Source organism: Bacillus sp. LLTC93 (assembly GCF_002993125.1).
GTDB classification, from domain to species: domain Bacteria; phylum Bacillota; class Bacilli; order Bacillales; family Bacillaceae; genus Bacillus; species Bacillus zhangzhouensis.
Map to the genome: position 1 here is coordinate 352,079 of NZ_PVME01000001.1, position 15,719 is coordinate 367,797.

Sequence of the window (15,719 nt, forward strand, 5' to 3'; positions counted from 1 at the left end):
ATCTCAACTACCCTAGTCTCATTCTCATCTTCTCTAAGCTTGCAATGCCGTTTACACCTGTGTGTAAACTTCGGCTGTTCATATCGTATTATAATTCCTTGTTTTTTGTCAACTGTAAATCAGGACGAAGCGCAATAGCTTCTTCCATGTACACATGCTGTATGTCTTCCTGCTTTGTATCTGTCTGGACGGTCATTAACACCCGAATGCACTGCTTTAGACCGCCATCAATGTCCAGCTCCTGCATACAAGTGACAGGCACATATGTCCAGCCTTCAAACTGACGAAGTGCTTTTGCCGGAAAAACGGAGTGAATATCTTGTGTAGCTGAAATCAAGATCTGCACGACACGTTCTGGATCTACTTGGTTTTTTGAAATGATGGCTTCTAGTAGCTGTTTCGTTTTGTTTAACACTTCTTTTTCTGTATCTTCTGTCACAGTTGTAGCCCCACGTATCCCGCGAAACATCATAGACACCCCTCCTCCCGTTTCCATTCTTCGAGCCAATGATACAGCTCATCTTTTGTGAAAGAATGCAAGGTAACGTCTCCAACCTGTTTTAATAAAACAAATTGAACACTGCCGCCTCTTGCCTTTTTATCACCGATCATACGATCAACAAATGTTTTTGTTGAAATATCTTGCGTGACTTGAACCGGGAATCCCAGTTCTTTCATCCACTCCTTTAGTTCCTCACGATGAAGGCGGAGTCCTAATTGCTTTTCGCTCACATATAAAGCAAACTGCATGCCAATCGCAATCGCATCTCCGTGAGTGATGGCTCCATATCCATACTCCGCTTCAATGGCATGCCCAAGTGTATGGCCTAAATTCAAATATGCACGCACACCTTGTTCTTTTTCGTCTTCTTGCACAATCGATGCTTTGACTTGAATCCCTTGATACAGCATATGTGCCAGCTCGCCCTTTGATAAATCCGTCAACGAACGAATGGACATAAGTTCTGATAAAAAGTTTTCACTTGAAATCAGCGCGTGTTTGATGACCTCAGCGAAGCCCGATCTCAGCTCAATTTGAGAAAGTGTCTCAAGCATACTAGTATCATAGATCACAGCTTTCGGCTGATGAAACGCACCTATTAAATTTTTACCAAGCGGATGATTGATCCCTGTTTTCCCGCCGACTGCACTGTCATGTGCCAGTAATGTGGTCGGAACTTGAATAAAATCAATGCCTCTCATATAAGTAGCAGCAGCAAAGCCAGCCAAGTCGCCAATCACTCCTCCTCCTAGCGCAATGATGCAGGAGGAACGATCGAGCTGAAATTGAATGGCTTTCGTATGAATATGCTCATACTGTGCAAAAGATTTCGATTGTTCTCCGTTTGGCACAACGACTTTTTGTACAGACCACTTCTGTTCAAGTAATCGCACCATTTCATCACCGTAAATGGCATCAACGGCTGAATCTGTGACGATCATGAGCTTCGTAAAGGAATGCCCAGTGGAAGTAATCAAGTCTACGATATTGCGTTTAATCCCATCACCGATATATACAGGATAAGTAGCTGAAGACGTCTTCACTTCCAGTGTTTTCATTAAAACTCCCTCTGAAGCTGGTGCATTTTTTCAACATTTTCTTTAATGCGATCTATTTGGTCAAGACCAAACTGTTCAACGACTGCATTGGCAATTTCCCATGCCACGACTGCTTCTGCAACAACACTTGCGGCAGGAACAGCACAGCTATCAGAACGCTCAATACTTGCAGAGAAAGGTTCTTTCGTTTCAATATCAACGCTTTGAAGCGGCTTATAAAGGGTTGGGATTGGCTTCATGACCCCTCTAACGACAATCGGCATGCCAGTTGACATTCCGCCTTCAAGACCACCTAAGCGATTTGTTTTTCTCGTATAGCCTTTTTCTTCATCCCAGATGATTTCATCATGGACCTCACTGCCATTTTTAGAAGCCGCCTCGAAGCCAATACCGAATTCAACCCCTTTAAAAGCGTTGATGCTAAGAACAGCGCCCGCGAGCTTGCTGTCCAGTTTACGGTCATAATGAACATAGCTGCCGACTCCAACTGGCATACCTTCAACAATCACTTCGACAATGCCGCCAATCGAATCACCATTTTTCTTAGCTTCATCGATGGCATCCATCATTTTTTGACCTGCTTCACTGTCATAACAGCGAACTGGTGATTCTTCTGTTACTTTTTGCAAATCTTCAATAGACTCATATGCAGTGTCAGCTGCTTTCACTCCGCCAATTTCAAGGACGTGACCAGCTACCTTGATCCCTAGGTGAGCTAGGATTTGTTTGGCTACTGCTCCTGCTGCCACGCGAACTGTTGTCTCACGGGCTGATGAACGCTCTAATACGTTTCTCATATCACGGTGACCATATTTAATCGCACCATTTAAATCCGCATGCCCTGGTCTTGGACGAGAGATTTGACGCTTCATTTCACTCTCTTCTTCTTCAGTGATCGGCTCTGCCCCCATCACCTTTGTCCAGTGCTTCCAGTCATTATTTTCAACAACAAGTGTAATAGGAGAACCTAATGTTTTCCCGTGGCGAACACCGCTTAACACTTTTGCTTGATCTTTTTCGATTTGCATTCTTCTTCCGCGGCCATGACCCTTCTGTCTTCTAGCCAGTTCATAATTGATGTCATCCTGCTCTATGTAAAGTCCCGCTGGAACTCCTTCAATAATTGTGGTCAGTTGTGGACCATGTGATTCACCTGCTGTTAAGTACCTCATGACTCAATCTCCCTTCATCGCATTAACGCTTTTAAGTAAAACTATGATAACACACTTACTACTAAAAAGTCAGCTAGATACCCTTCTTTTGATAAAAGAAAGTATCAGCAGATGTCAATCCAAACTTTTCTGGGTGAAAAATTTGTTCTGTGGAACCAACAAATAACACGCCTTTTTGCTTTAAACTGTTGCTCATTTTCAAGTAAATTTCTTCTTTCGCCTCTTCTGTAAAATAAATAAGTACATTTCGACAGACGATGAGATCAAGCTGTTTTTCATAAGGATCTGCTAAAAGGTTATGCTTCTTAAATTGAATGTGCTTTCGAATCTCATCTTTCACAGTGTAAAATGAAGAATCTTCTTTTGTGAAATATTTTTGTTTGATCTGATCTGGCACCTCTTGCAGAGAGCGTTCATGATATCTCCCTTTTTGTGCTGATTGTAGGACTTTATCATCAATATCAGTTGCAATAATTTGGAAGTCCTTCACAAGAGGATGACTTGAAAGCAGCATCGAAAGGGTATACGGTTCTTCTCCTGTCGAGCATGCTGCACTCCATATCTTTAAGTTTCCACTGTTTTTTAAAAGCAGCGGAAGAATTTTTTGCTCAAGTACTTCCCAGCGCTGATAGTTTCGGTAAAATTCTGACACATTAATGGTCATTCTGTCCATTGTTTCATCTAACAGCACTCTATCCTTTTCAAGAGCAGCTGCGAATGCTTCAAAATCTTTATATCCTTTTTTATCATAAAGTGATGTTAATCTTCGTTTCATTTGTGCTTCTTTATAGAGATTTAGATCAACCCCGGTTAGTTTTTTCCATTTTCCAACAAATAATTGATATTGATCCATCAATGTCCTCTCCTGTCTCATCTATCTTTGTCCTAGTATAGCTGTTTTTATCAAAAATTTGTATCATCTCATGCGAATTTTCGTATAGAAATATCAATATAAAAAAGCCAAAGTGCTCAATTGATGAACACTTTGGCTTGAAGCTTAATAAATCCAGCTTGAGATGGTTTGATCCCAGTTTGTGAGTTCTTCTTGTTTAAAGAATAAGTTGATTTCTCTTTCAGCACTTTCTGGTGAGTCTGAGCCGTGGATAATGTTTTTCCCAACAGTTAATCCATAATCTCCTCTTATTGTACCAGGAAGTGCTTCTTTCGGATTTGTTTTTCCGATTATCTGCCTTGTCACATCTACCACCTGTTCACCTTGCCATACCATAGCAAATACAGGTCCTGACGTAATAAAGTCAACCAATTCCCCGAAAAATGGTTTTTCTTTATGTTCTCCGTAATGTGTTTCTGCTACTTCTTTCGGAATACTCATTAGTTTTGCACCAACAAGCTGAAGTCCCTTTTTTTCGAATCTTGACACAATTTCACCGATTAATTGTCTTTCAACACCATCAGGTTTGACCATAAGAAATGTTTTGTCCATATACGTTTCCACCCCGTCGTTATGTATGTATAGGCTTACATTGTTACAAAGTGATCGTATCATTTTTCTTTACAATAATCAATTTTTGACAAAAAATTTCACAAAAAAACCAATCAACTAAAAGTTGATTAGAATTTTCGTTTCCCAATATATTTTGCAATGGAGGCTAATGACGTTTTTGCTCGTCCGCGTGGAAGCTTGTCAAGCTGTTCAAATGCTTTCTTCAAATACATTTCACTCACTCGAATGGAACGGTCGATCGCATCTGTTTGTTTGAGGCTTTCAATCACAGGCTTCAGCTGCTTTTCGGTCGTTTCGCTATTAATCAGCTTCAATTGTCCTTCTAATGTCGGATTCTTCAGTGCATATAAGACTGGAAGTGTGACATTCCCTTGTAAAAGGTCTCCACCAACAGGCTTACCTAGCTCTTCTTCAGTTGATGTGAAGTCAAGGACATCATCAATGATCTGGTAAGACATGCCGACATAGTATCCAAACCAGTAAAGGGCTTTATGTGTTTTTTCATCTGTGCCTGCTGCAATGGCTCCTAATTGACAGCTGCCTGCAATGAGTAAGGCCGTTTTTCGCTTGATTCTTCTTAAATATGTACGAAGGTTTTGATCCATGTTGTATTTGTCTTTTACTTGCTCTATTTCACCGAGACAGAGCTCGACAACCATTTTTGACAAGATTTCATGTGCCATTGGATGATTGATCTTTGTCATGTACTCAAGCGATCTTGCAAACAAGTAATCCCCTGTGTACATGGCAATTCTATTGTCCCATTTTGCCTTAATCGTTGGCTTGCCTCTTCTCAGCTCTGCATCATCAATGACATCATCATGAACAAGCGATGCCATATGAATTAATTCTAAGGCAACCGCAACATATTTAATTTTATTAATGTCATAGTCACCAAACATGCCTGAAAGGAGAACAAAAACGGGGCGGATTCTTTTTCCGCCCGCTTGCAGCAAATGAAGACCTGCTTCACTTAATAATGCATAATCAGAGCGAACTGTTTGTTCAAGCTCTTTTTCAATTATATCGATATCATGATTTAAAAAAGAGATCATTGCTTTTAGTTTCATTATCTTCACCCAAATATCGTTTATTCAAAGCTTCTTTCCGATATGTGTTGCTGCTACACCGCCTGTAAATGGATGATACGAGACATCAGACAAACCTGCCTCTTCGAAAAGAGCCGCCAGCTCTTTCATGCCAGGGAACGTTTTGGCTGATTCTTGAAGCCATGAATACTCCTGATAGCTTTTGGCAAACAGCTTACCAAAAAGCGGCATAATGTATTTGAAATAGACATAATAACCTTGTTTAAAACCAATCATCTCAGGCTGTGATGTCTCAAGGCAGACAACCATTCCACCAGGCTTCACCACTCTTGTCATTTCCTTTAACACCGTTAAGTAATCAGGGACATTTCGAAGACCAAAACCAATTGTGACATAATCAAATTTGTTGTCCTCAAAAGGAAGCTCCATTGCATTGCCGTGGAGCAATTCAATTTGATTGTAGCCCCCTGTCTTCACCTTCGTTTCTCCAACACTCAGCATATTTTTACTAAAATCAAGGCCTTTTACCTCGCCATTTTCTCCGGCAGCGTCTGCAAGCGCAATCGTCCAATCGGCTGTTCCACAGCATACATCTAATGCTTTGGCTCCTTTTTGAACATTCATGAGCTTCATTGTTTTATCGCGCCATTTTTTATGCTGTTTAAAACTGATGACAGAGTTCATTTGATCATAATTTTTATAAATTTTTTCAAATACACCGTGTACTCGCTGTTCTTTTGATTGCTGCATGACTTACCCTTCTTCCACTTTCTGATGGTACGCAGGCTCATTTTTCATATGATCCAGGCGATTTAATAGCTCTTTTTGAACGACCGGAGATGAAACAAGATGTTTCTTGATCGACATTTTGGCTTGCTCATAGCCTTCATTCTCAAAGTTGTCAAAACATGTATAGGCGTCCGTATAGCTATCGTTCAAAAAAAGTTTTAAATGTTTGTCATCTTCTGCTTGTTTCATAAAACGCTTATAAACAAGGAAACGATTTGCAATCTCATTCCAATGCGTTAATTGAAAATGCTCAGAAATCCTTTGGAATAGCGCAGACTCCACTGTAGCTACACTTTTGTAAAAGTGTGCTGCATCTTGAATGGATCGATCATACAGTCTAATTTTATGTTCATTAATCTCTTTAATGGCCGTAGCGAGCGTGCGGATCATGTAAATGTCTTTCATGTCAGAGAGAAGAGAATAATAGAGACCGCTGAAATAGTCTCCTGCTAGGATGGTCAGCTGACGATTTTTGAATTCGTCTTGTTTGATGGCTGCAGCAGTTGTGACTTCGTCATGGGTATCAAGGGCAATTTGCACAAGCATCGCCGTTAGAATATAATTTTCTTTTTTCTCTGCATCAATTTGAGCTTCATCAAACATAGCATGAAAAAGAAGGAGCTTATCTTCATCGATGAGTGGCGCACGCAAATGCTTCGCCAAATAAGGATGAGAAAGCTTTTTATTTAATTTTATATTTAGATTAGATAAAATTCCGTAGATGTCTTGCAAAGATATCACCCTTGTCCCAAAAATTACAGTTTCATATGTAGCCCTGCAAATTGTATAGAGATTTATTATACCATATGAGCTCTCACTTTTATGCTATCAAGTGCATACTCGTGCTTTATTTCTTTGCTTCGCTTTGAATTTCACCGAAGCTTGTTTGAATGACAGCATCGCCTCTTACTTTGATAGCTGACGTATGCTCAGTAAATTGTGCGATAATGACTTCACCTTTATCGAGTTTTTCGGAATGGTGAAATCTTGTATCAGAGCCTCTAGTTAAGCCGATTACGTTTACGCCATTATCAATGGCTTTAATCACCACAAAATCAGATGCTTTTTTTTCACTCAATCTGTTCACCTTCCATCTATTGATTAGTCGTTTTTAATAAAGGAAAGCACTTCTGCTCTTGCTGCCGCATCATTTGCAAATGTGCCGCGCACTGCTGATGTGACCGTTTTGGCACCAGGCTTTTTCACTCCACGCATCGTCATACACATATGTTCTGCTTCAACGACAATCATCACACCATGCGGATTGAGTGTTTCCACCATACTATCTGCAATAGTTGATGTAATGCGCTCCTGAAGCTGTGGGCGCTTTGCAACGGCCTCTACAGCTCTTGCAAGCTTGCTAAGTCCCGTTACTTTTCCGCCGCGCGGAATATAAGCGACATGGGCTTTTCCATAGAAAGGTACAAGGTGGTGTTCACACATTGAATGGAAAGCAATATCTTTTACAAGAACGAGTTCTTCGTGATCTTCACCAAAAATGGTTTTAAAATGTTCTTTTGGATCTTCATTTAATCCCGAGAACACTTCTTCATACATTTTTGCTACTCGTTTTGGGGTATCAAGAAGCCCTTCACGATCCGGATCTTCTCCGATTGCTTTTAATATATCGCGTACAGCGTGTTCGATTAGTTCTTTATTTATTTCACTCATGTATTATATCCTCCAAAGGCGATTACATTTCAATCAGATTCTAGCACACTTCAGATCCTAAAAGCAAAGGAGAGCGTTCTAAACGAACCTTTTGATTCAAAAGGAAAAGCCCCTTATCGAAGGGGCTTTTCTAGACCAGTGTGAAACTGTATATGTATAACTCCTTTAATAGGATCATTACACATAACGATTATTTACCTGCCACCGCGTCTTTAAGTGCTTTACCTGGTTTGAAAGCAGGTACTTTGCTTGCAGGGATTTCGATCTCTGCACCAGTTTGTGGGTTACGTCCTTTACGAGCTGAACGCTCACGTACTTCAAAGTTACCAAAACCGATAAGTTGGATTTTGTCACCATTTTTAAGTGCATCTAAAATTGTATCAAAAACAGAGTCAACTGCTTTTGTCGCGTCTTTTTTAGATAACTCGCTTGCTTCAGCAACCGCGTTAATAAGTTCTGTCTTGTTCATGCCTTTCACCTCCTCCCAAAAATATGCATTCAGTAGATTGTTATCATTTCTTCACAATTCATCTTCTTTCTATACACTTTTTTTGAAAAAAAGAGCGTCTAGAAAGCGTCATACATGGCTTTTCATTAGAAAACTTCTCTTTGAAGGAATGTTTGTCCAACAAAGTGAAGATTTTCTGTAAGTAGAGTAACACATATGAAATACCATATCAAGCATTTTAAAGGGAAGAATCCTTATTCGTCAAGGATTAAGGGCACTTTTGCGAACGAATATTCCTAATTTTAGTTGAATCTGACTAATCTTTATACAATTGTCTTTTTATGACTCATAATATAGCACGCAAAAAAAGACCTCTATCAATGAGAGGTCTCACATGTTATAGAATAATCGCGATCAGACCGCCTGATCCTTCGTTGATGATTCTTTCTAGCGTTTCCTTTAGCTTATATCTTGCATTTTCTGGCATCAGAGACAGCTTTGCTTGAATGCCTTCTCTAACAAGGGAGCTGAGTGAGCGTCCAAATATATCTGAATTCCAAATCGAAAGCGGATCATCTTCGAAGTCTTGCATTAAGTAGCGGACAAGCTCTTCACTTTGTTTTTCGGTTCCGATAATCGGTGCAAATTCGCTCTCTACATCCACCTTAATCATGTGAATAGATGGAGCAACTGCTTTTAATCTCACGCCAAATCTTGATCCTTGCCTAATGATTTCCGGCTCATCTAAGCTCATATCTGACAAAGCTGGCGCCGCAATCCCATAGCCAGTTTGCTTCACCATTTTTAATGCGTCTGACACTTGATCATATTCTGTCTTTGCATGCGCAAAATCTTGCATGAGCTCTAGAAGATGGTCTTTGCCCCTAATTTCCACACCAACCACTTCTTTTAAAATATGATCATATAGATCATCTGGCGCATACAGATCAATTTCTGCGATGCCCTGGCCCATTTCAATACCCGCTAAGCCCGCTCTTTCAATAAAGTCAAATTCACTGAATTGACCAACGACGCGGTCGACATCTCTTAATCTTTTAATATCCTTTACGGTTTCCTTCACTGAATCCTGATAACTCTCTCTTAGCCAATGATCTTCTTTTAGCACCATGACCCAGCTTGGCAGGTTCACATTCACCTCAAGCACTGGGAATTCATATAATGCTTCACGAAGAACACTGAGTACGTCTTGCTCTCTCATACTTTCCACGCTCATGGCGAGTACTGGAATATCATACTTTTGGCTGAGTTCCTGCCGCAGCGCTTCTGTTTCAGGATGATATGGTCTCACGGAGTTGATCACCATAATAAACGGCTTTCCAACTTCTTTGAGTTCATCAATCACACGTTCTTCAGATTCAATATAGTCATGTCTTGGAATTTCACCAATTGACCCGTCTGTTGTAATGACAACACCGATAGTTGAATGCTCTTGAATGACCTTGCGTGTACCAATTTCCGCTGCTTCATGAAACGGGATTGGTTCCTCATACCACGGCGTGTTGATCATTCTCGGCCCATTTTCATCTTCATATCCGCGTGCACCAGGGACTGTGTACCCTACACAATCTACAAGTCTGATGTTGACATCAAGACCGTCACTCACGTGAATAGATGCCGCTTGATTTGGCACAAATTTTGGCTCTGTGGTCATAATGGTTTTTCCTGCTGCGCTTTGCGGCAATTCATCCTGTGCTCTTGCACGGTCTGCCTCATTATTGATATTCGGGAGCACCACGAGCTCCATAAACTTTTTAATAAACGTAGATTTCCCTGTACGAACAGCTCCAACGACTCCTAAATATATATCGCCTCCTGTTCGTTCAGCGATATCCTTGAAAATATCGACTTTTTCCAAGTGATCCCCTCCCGGACTTGCTATCCTCGTTTTCAAATAAAATACTCTATACTTCAATCAAACTGTGCTTGAAAGGTGTCTGGACAATATATGTGTATGACGTTGTCCTATTTGAATATGACACCTTTTTTGTTTTGAGAGTATGTTTAGCCATAAAAAAACCTTTCTCCTCATTTATATGCAGAGGAGAAAGGTTCATTCTTGTTTATGACGTCTTTTTTTCTAAAAAGGCAGGCTCACCTTTTTTGTTGATTGTATATGGGACAGAAAATGCCGGTACAAACGGGGTTTCCTGCCAATATACATCTTGAATGTTTTTACCTGGCTTCAGCTTTTGTTTCGTGTTTTTCAAAATATGAGCAAAATCGCTGCGATAGTCCACATAGATTTCGCCATTTGATGAAATCAGTAATGGGAGGGAATTCCCCGTAACAGGGCTCATGACCGTAGGTGGCGCTTTTAATCCTAGTTTTTTTTCATTTAACGTATATAAATCTTTGGACACAACTTTGCCGTAGGGCGGATATGTATGTTCATCTTGATATATTTTGATTCTAAGTCGTAATTCACTGATGGTTTGCGTCATTTTGACATCAAGCAGTTTCACAGTTGGGTTTTTTTCGACGTCTGTGAGGACATAAATATATTCGCCTCCGCCTTCAAAGGATGTAGACGGTACATCGTGTAAATACCTTGGTGACAAGCGTTTAAAGTCGATGACGTACTTCTGATAAACTGGCGTGTCTGCTTCTTTTGTTTCAATTGGCAAAAGACCATTTGTCGCTTTTTGAAACTTCTCGATCGCTGTCTGCACACTTTGCAGCTGCTCCTCGTATGGCACCCGGTTTTCCGCTTTGCGATTCTCTGGATAAAGACATCCTGTAAGTAAAATAAGTGCTAACAACGTGACACTGACTTTTGCTTTGATCATCACATTCTTCCTTTTTCTTTATTCATTGACCGGCCCGCTAAATACAACTAAAAAGACAATGATACCTGATATGAGCATCAAGCTGTATGCGACGGTTGAGGCTGTTATTTTAAGAAATCGGCTTTTCAGCTTAAACCTGCTGAAATAGATGGTTACTACGGCTAAAAACATGAGCCCCATTGAACCAAGCGCAAACCACATCTTGATTAAAGCAAAACTCATCGTGCCTGTCCCCCTTCAAAACGAACAAATTGTAAGCGTTTATATTTCATTCTAAACCAAAAATAAGGTAAATATCAATCATTTTTCCAATCATTCGGGAAAAAGCACACAAAAAAACTGAAGCAAAGAGGGGGACTCTGCTTCAGTCATTACGTCGACTATTTTTCCTCATTCTGTAGAGGCAAAGCTCTATTCAAACTTCATTGCTATGTTATGCAAGTCTTCCCCTTCTTGCATCCTCTACATGCCTAAGTTCAGTCTTTCAATTATTTTGTTTGGTTTTCGAACATGTTCACAAGGTCTTCCATCTCATGTGTTTTCACACGTGCCATCAGTGATTCTACAGCATCGTCTACCTTTTTCCCTTCAAACAGAACATGGTAAAGCGCTTCTGTAATGGGCATGCTGACCTTGTATTCTTTGGAGAGTTGGTATGCGCCTTTCGTTGTGCGGACGCCTTCGACAACCATCCCCATTTTTTCAAGTACTTCTTCAAGCTTATATCCTTTACCGAGTAAATTCCCGCAGCGCCAGTTACGCGAATGAACACTTGTACATGTGACGATCAAATCTCCAACGCCTGTTAAACCGGCAAATGTAAGAGGATTCCCTCCCATTTTTGTACCAAGACGTGCGATTTCAGCCAGTCCTCTTGTGATGAGTGCCGCTTTCGCATTGTCACCATATCCAAGTCCGTCTGTGATCCCTGCCGCAAGGGCAATGATATTTTTCAGTGCTCCGCCAATTTCAACACCAATGACATCAGGGTTTGTGTACACTCTAAAGTTGTTGTTCATGAACAAATCTTGAACAAATTGAGCCGCTTCAATATTTTCTGATGAGACAGTGACTGTTGTCGGATGACGCAAGCCTACTTCTTCTGCATGACTCGGTCCTGATAGGACAACCACAGCTTCTCTTTGCGCAGCTGGGACTTCCTGTTCAATCATTTGAGAAATTCTGAGAAGTGTATCTGGTTCAATTCCCTTGCTGACATGAACAAATGGCACTTTCGATGAGATCAACTCATTTGCCTGCTTCAATACCTCACGAATGGCCTTTGTTGGCACAGCGACAATAATCGCATCTGTCCCCTCTAAAGCCTGCTTCATATCTGTTGTCGCCTGAATAGACGCTGGCAGTGCGACATTTGGCAAGTAATCATGATTTTCATGTTTCTCATTGATTTGATCAATCAACTCTTGTCTATGTCCCCACATGTGTACATCATGATGATTATCAGCTAATACAAGCGCAAGAGCTGTTCCCCAGCTGCCTGCTCCAAGTACTGAAATTTTCTTCATCCTGCTCACCCTTTTTATTTTCTCGCTCTCGCAAATATTTTAATCGGTGTTCCTTCAAAACCAAATGCATCTCGAATCCGGTTTTCTAAGAACCGCTCATAAGAAAAGTGCATAAGCTCTGGATCGTTTACAAACACAACAAAGGATGGAGGCTTGATGGCCACCTGTGTTGCATAGTAAATTTTCAGGCGCTGTCCATTATGGGTCGGCGTTGGATTCATCGCAACGGCATCCATGATAATATCGTTCAAAATATTGGTTTGAACGCGCATCGCATGATTCTCACTAGCTGTAATGATCGACGGCATTAAGGTATGAATTCTCTTTTTCGTGAGAGCCGACATGAATAAGACAGGTGCATAATCAAGGAATTGAAAATGCTCGCGAATGTTTTGCTCAAATTCCTTCATTGTGCGCTCATCTTTTTCAACAGCATCCCATTTGTTCACAATGATGACAACGGCTTTACCGGCTTCATGTGCGTAGCCTGCAATACGTTTATCCTGCTCAATAATGCCCTCTTCACCATCAAGAACAACACCAACCACATCAGAACGATCAATGGCTTTTAATGCACGTAGCACGCTGTATTTCTCTGTCGTTTCATACACTTTGCCTTTTTTTCTCATACCTGCTGTATCGACAATGACAAAGTCACGCTGATTGTACGTAAACATCGTATCGACAGCATCTCTTGTCGTACCAGCGATATTGCTCACAATCACGCGTTCTTCCCCGAGCATAGCATTCACCAAAGAAGATTTTCCTACATTCGGGCGGCCAATTAAGCAGAACTGTACAACCTCTTCATCATACTGTGTATCTGGCAAGTTTTTAAAATGCTCTGCGACTGCATCAAGCAGATCACCGAGGCCTAATCCGTGCGTTCCAGAAATCGGATATGGCTCGCCAAATCCAAGTGCATAAAAGTCATAAACGTCGCTTCTCATTTCAGGGTTGTCCAGTTTATTGACAGCAAGTACGACTGGTTTTTTCGTGCGATATAAAATTTTTGCGACTTCTTCATCCGCAGATGTCACACCATCTCGGCCATTCACCATAAAGATGATGACATCCGCTTCATCCATTGCGATTTCTGCCTGATGGCGAATTTGCGCCAAGAACGGCTCATCTCCAATATCTATTCCACCAGTATCTATTAAATTAAAGTCATAATTTAACCATTCAGCAGAGCTATAGATTCGATCTCTTGTTACACCAGGTGTGTCTTCTACAATCGATATTCTTTCGCCTGCGATTCGATTAAAAATTGTAGATTTTCCAACGTTGGGCCTTCCAACAATGGCTACGACAGGTTTACCCATAGTACCCTTCCTTTCAATCCAGCCGCGATTCAATATGTTCATCATCATGTTTCAACCGGGATTTAAAATTTTCATTCAGTTTTTTATGAAATAAACCCTTCAAACATGAAGGGTTCAACTTATATATTATATCAATTTTTAATCAGACCACAATGAATAACTTAAAAATGTTTGACAATCAAGTAAAGATCTTCACCAATTCCGTGTGCAATCCCATCTAAAATGGCCTCTAAATTCATGGCATACATGTCGAGTTCTTCTTTGTTTTCACAGAAAAAAACTGCTGTTCCTCCAATGACTCGCTCTTTATTTGTTGTGGCCACAGCCAATATGAATTGCTCAATTGTGTTCGCCATTTCTCATTACCTCGCTTTCTTTTTAATGAAATCTGTCGGCATTCTAATGGCATTTTCTAGAATTGGCACCTCTTCTAATACACGAACAGCCAAATCTTCACGTTTCCATTGCGGTAAAATAAACACGCCAAGTGTGCCGTTATTCAGATCACGTTTTGCGAGCGGACAAAGCGACGGTTCACCGGAATCACGATACACGCCAAGCACATTGGATAAATCAAATAAAATCGCTTGCCGCTGTCCAAGGTTTGCAATCGTTGTGGCCGAGTTAAAATTCTTCGGAGTCAAGATGAAGCCCATTCCATGCTCTAAAATCAGTTTTTGTTTTTCAGGAAGCCCGATATTCATAATGTAAATATCATTCACGTAAAGTCCTGCCCCGTCAAAGCGAAGTTCACCTTTTTGAATATTGACGATATCCTTTAATTGGCTGCCAGACATCAATAGCTTTGCCATGAAAAAGCAAACAATACCGACCACTGTTCCAACAACGAGTGAGAAGAATATACAGGCCGTGGTTGTAATAAGTGCAGTGAGAATGGCAATATAATTTCGGCTTTCAAAGGCAATGGCAATGCCTTCAATATATGTACTGCCTCTTGAGACAAGCTCATACGAATCCAATTGGGTTAACGTATTTCTTTCCATATTTCGCACATCACGAAATTGCGTGGCTGCTAGCGTTAGAAAGGTAATCGCAGTAAATTCCTCCTGAATCAGTGCAGGCATAATGATTGCACCAAGCCCTGACGCAATAAAACCAAGTGCAATGTGAATCACTTGTCCATGAATATACGTCGGGTATTGCCGATAATCTGTTCTTAGCATATAAAGCCTGGCCGCCATCCCAAAGATGACACCAATAATCACAGGAAACGTGTAATCCGTCATGTTGATTTTGCAGCCCCTTTCACTGGTTTTCTGGAAGAACGGGCGCTCAAGAGCTTTTCAAGCTGATCTACACCTAATAGGAAGATGGCGCCTTGAACAACAAGGGAAAGAAACGAGAGATCTCCTATGACAATCGATGCAGTGAGACGATGAATCGTCAGCGCATAAAGAGCTTCGCCGAGACACACAGACATCATCCATAAGGTTATTCGTTCCGTTAACTGGTGTCCATATGTCAAACACATCAGGATCAGCAAGGCAAATATAGCCCAATCCACCTTTATTATCGTGAACCAAACCGGGTCATATAATGCAAAAATCATAAAAAAGGCATACGCGCTAACCATTGAACATAATTGCATGATTCTCATAATTCGATAAGCCGGCCGGAATATGACGAAGGCCATACAAGCATATAAAAAGGTCATCAAAAATCCTGCATTGATGCTGAAGTCTAAAATGGATATCATGAAATGACTGAAGATCATATGAACAAGTACACACACTCCCAGCACATTGCGCAACGTGCTTTTTTCCATGATAAACGTCACCATAATCCAAACGAACCATATTGACCAATAATAGTACAGTGCCTCCAAGCCTCATCACCTCAATTACATTATGGGAAAATCTCCAGTTTTTAAACGTGCGGGAGCGTTA

General features: G+C 40.8%; 19 protein-coding genes. All 19 read right to left on the reverse strand.

Annotated features, from left to right (window positions below; all coding sequences use genetic code 11):
• Window positions 1-88: 88 nt before the first annotated feature.
• Entirely contained in the window at window positions 89-472 is a 384-nt protein-coding gene (gene aroH / locus C6W18_RS01835; protein ID WP_105925621.1) for a chorismate mutase, read from the reverse strand.
• Window positions 469-1,560, reverse strand: coding sequence for a 3-dehydroquinate synthase (gene aroB, locus C6W18_RS01840; protein WP_105925623.1), 1,092 nt, complete (start codon window positions 1,558-1,560; stop codon window positions 469-471). Before aroB ends, aroH begins: the two co-directional genes overlap by 4 nt.
• The gene (aroC, locus tag C6W18_RS01845; RefSeq protein ID WP_105925625.1) at window positions 1,560-2,732 is read right to left on the reverse strand and encodes a chorismate synthase; all 1,173 of its coding nucleotides are present in this window, start codon (window positions 2,730-2,732) and stop codon (window positions 1,560-1,562) included. The genes aroB and aroC overlap by 1 nt, the downstream gene beginning before the upstream one ends.
• 73 nt (window positions 2,733-2,805) lie before the next feature.
• Window positions 2,806-3,585 (reverse strand): CheR family methyltransferase, encoded by a 780-nt coding sequence (locus C6W18_RS01850; protein ID WP_034318907.1) that lies wholly within the window; start codon window positions 3,583-3,585, stop codon window positions 2,806-2,808.
• Window positions 3,586-3,729: 144 nt separating this feature from the next.
• A complete protein-coding gene (gene ndk, locus C6W18_RS01855) occupies window positions 3,730-4,176 on the reverse strand; it encodes a nucleoside-diphosphate kinase (RefSeq protein ID WP_003216015.1) in 447 nt (148 codons plus the stop codon).
• A gap of 128 nt (window positions 4,177-4,304) precedes the next feature.
• A complete protein-coding gene (gene hepT, locus C6W18_RS01860) occupies window positions 4,305-5,267 on the reverse strand; it encodes a heptaprenyl diphosphate synthase component II (protein WP_034318902.1) in 963 nt (320 codons plus the stop codon).
• 24 nt (window positions 5,268-5,291) lie between these two features.
• A complete protein-coding gene (locus C6W18_RS01865) occupies window positions 5,292-5,996 on the reverse strand; it encodes a demethylmenaquinone methyltransferase (RefSeq protein ID WP_034318900.1) in 705 nt (234 codons plus the stop codon).
• A gap of 3 nt (window positions 5,997-5,999) precedes the next feature.
• Window positions 6,000-6,767, reverse strand: coding sequence for a heptaprenyl diphosphate synthase component 1 (locus tag C6W18_RS01870; RefSeq protein ID WP_105925627.1), 768 nt, complete (start codon window positions 6,765-6,767; stop codon window positions 6,000-6,002).
• 115 nt (window positions 6,768-6,882) lie between these two features.
• Window positions 6,883-7,113, reverse strand: a complete 231-nt coding sequence (gene mtrB / locus C6W18_RS01875; protein ID WP_034318894.1) for a trp RNA-binding attenuation protein MtrB — start codon at window positions 7,111-7,113, stop codon at window positions 6,883-6,885.
• Window positions 7,114-7,136: 23 nt separating this feature from the next.
• Complete coding sequence (folE, locus tag C6W18_RS01880) at window positions 7,137-7,706, reverse strand: GTP cyclohydrolase I FolE (RefSeq protein WP_003215789.1); 570 nt, start codon at window positions 7,704-7,706, stop codon at window positions 7,137-7,139.
• Window positions 7,707-7,896: 190 nt separating this feature from the next.
• A complete protein-coding gene (hbs, locus tag C6W18_RS01885; protein ID WP_003215863.1) occupies window positions 7,897-8,175 on the reverse strand; it encodes a non-specific DNA-binding protein Hbs in 279 nt (92 codons plus the stop codon).
• Between the two features lie 376 nt (window positions 8,176-8,551).
• Window positions 8,552-10,030, reverse strand: coding sequence for a stage IV sporulation protein A (spoIVA, locus tag C6W18_RS01895; protein ID WP_008344534.1), 1,479 nt, complete (start codon window positions 10,028-10,030; stop codon window positions 8,552-8,554).
• 205 nt (window positions 10,031-10,235) lie between these two features.
• The gene (locus C6W18_RS01900; RefSeq protein WP_105925629.1) at window positions 10,236-10,961 is read right to left on the reverse strand and encodes a hypothetical protein; all 726 of its coding nucleotides are present in this window, start codon (window positions 10,959-10,961) and stop codon (window positions 10,236-10,238) included.
• Between the two features lie 18 nt (window positions 10,962-10,979).
• Window positions 10,980-11,183: a DUF2768 domain-containing protein gene (locus C6W18_RS01905; protein ID WP_034318888.1), complete on the reverse strand. Its 204-nt coding sequence runs from the start codon at window positions 11,181-11,183 to the stop codon at window positions 10,980-10,982.
• A gap of 266 nt (window positions 11,184-11,449) precedes the next feature.
• On the reverse strand, window positions 11,450-12,487 hold the full coding sequence (locus C6W18_RS01910) for an NAD(P)H-dependent glycerol-3-phosphate dehydrogenase (protein WP_105925631.1): 1,038 nt from the start codon (window positions 12,485-12,487) through the stop codon (window positions 11,450-11,452).
• A 14-nt stretch (window positions 12,488-12,501) separates the two neighbouring features.
• Window positions 12,502-13,812, reverse strand: coding sequence for a ribosome biogenesis GTPase Der (gene der / locus C6W18_RS01915; protein ID WP_034318883.1), 1,311 nt, complete (start codon window positions 13,810-13,812; stop codon window positions 12,502-12,504).
• Window positions 13,813-13,973: 161 nt separating this feature from the next.
• Window positions 13,974-14,168 carry a capping complex subunit for YIEGIA gene (locus C6W18_RS01920; RefSeq protein WP_008344527.1) on the reverse strand — a complete coding sequence of 65 codons (195 nt, stop codon included), beginning with the start codon at window positions 14,166-14,168 and terminating at the stop codon, window positions 13,974-13,976.
• Between the two features lie 6 nt (window positions 14,169-14,174).
• Window positions 14,175-15,059 (reverse strand): YIEGIA family protein, encoded by an 885-nt coding sequence (locus C6W18_RS01925; RefSeq protein WP_034318880.1) that lies wholly within the window; start codon window positions 15,057-15,059, stop codon window positions 14,175-14,177.
• Window positions 15,056-15,658: a YphA family membrane protein gene (locus tag C6W18_RS01930; protein ID WP_223251608.1), complete on the reverse strand. Its 603-nt coding sequence runs from the start codon at window positions 15,656-15,658 to the stop codon at window positions 15,056-15,058. The genes C6W18_RS01925 and C6W18_RS01930 overlap by 4 nt, the downstream gene beginning before the upstream one ends.
• Between the last annotated feature and the right edge of the window lie 61 nt (window positions 15,659-15,719).

Bases quoted from the DNA above. Each gene is read 5' to 3' on its own strand.
- C6W18_RS01920 (WP_008344527.1), bottom strand. From the start codon at position 14,168: ATGGCGAACACAATTGAGCAATTCATATTGGCTGTGGCCACAACAAAT.
- C6W18_RS01900 (WP_105925629.1), bottom strand. From the start codon at position 10,961: ATGATCAAAGCAAAAGTCAGTGTCACGTTGTTAGCACTTATTTTACTT.
- ndk (WP_003216015.1), bottom strand. From the start codon at position 4,176: ATGGACAAAACATTTCTTATGGTCAAACCTGATGGTGTTGAAAGACAA.
- hepT (WP_034318902.1), bottom strand. From the start codon at position 5,267: ATGAAACTAAAAGCAATGATCTCTTTTTTAAATCATGATATCGATATA.
- aroC (WP_105925625.1), bottom strand. From the start codon at position 2,732: ATGAGGTACTTAACAGCAGGTGAATCACATGGTCCACAACTGACCACA.
- C6W18_RS01865 (WP_034318900.1), bottom strand. From the start codon at position 5,996: ATGCAGCAATCAAAAGAACAGCGAGTACACGGTGTATTTGAAAAAATT.
- C6W18_RS01905 (WP_034318888.1), bottom strand. From the start codon at position 11,183: ATGAGTTTTGCTTTAATCAAGATGTGGTTTGCGCTTGGTTCAATGGGG.
- C6W18_RS01925 (WP_034318880.1), bottom strand. From the start codon at position 15,059: ATGACGGATTACACGTTTCCTGTGATTATTGGTGTCATCTTTGGGATG.
- C6W18_RS01850 (WP_034318907.1), bottom strand. From the start codon at position 3,585: ATGGATCAATATCAATTATTTGTTGGAAAATGGAAAAAACTAACCGGG.
- aroH (WP_105925621.1), bottom strand. From the start codon at position 472: ATGATGTTTCGCGGGATACGTGGGGCTACAACTGTGACAGAAGATACA.
- aroB (WP_105925623.1), bottom strand. From the start codon at position 1,560: ATGAAAACACTGGAAGTGAAGACGTCTTCAGCTACTTATCCTGTATAT.
- hbs (WP_003215863.1), bottom strand. From the start codon at position 8,175: ATGAACAAGACAGAACTTATTAACGCGGTTGCTGAAGCAAGCGAGTTA.
- C6W18_RS01910 (WP_105925631.1), bottom strand. From the start codon at position 12,487: ATGAAGAAAATTTCAGTACTTGGAGCAGGCAGCTGGGGAACAGCTCTT.
- folE (WP_003215789.1), bottom strand. From the start codon at position 7,706: ATGAGTGAAATAAATAAAGAACTAATCGAACACGCTGTACGCGATATA.
- der (WP_034318883.1), bottom strand. From the start codon at position 13,812: ATGGGTAAACCTGTCGTAGCCATTGTTGGAAGGCCCAACGTTGGAAAA.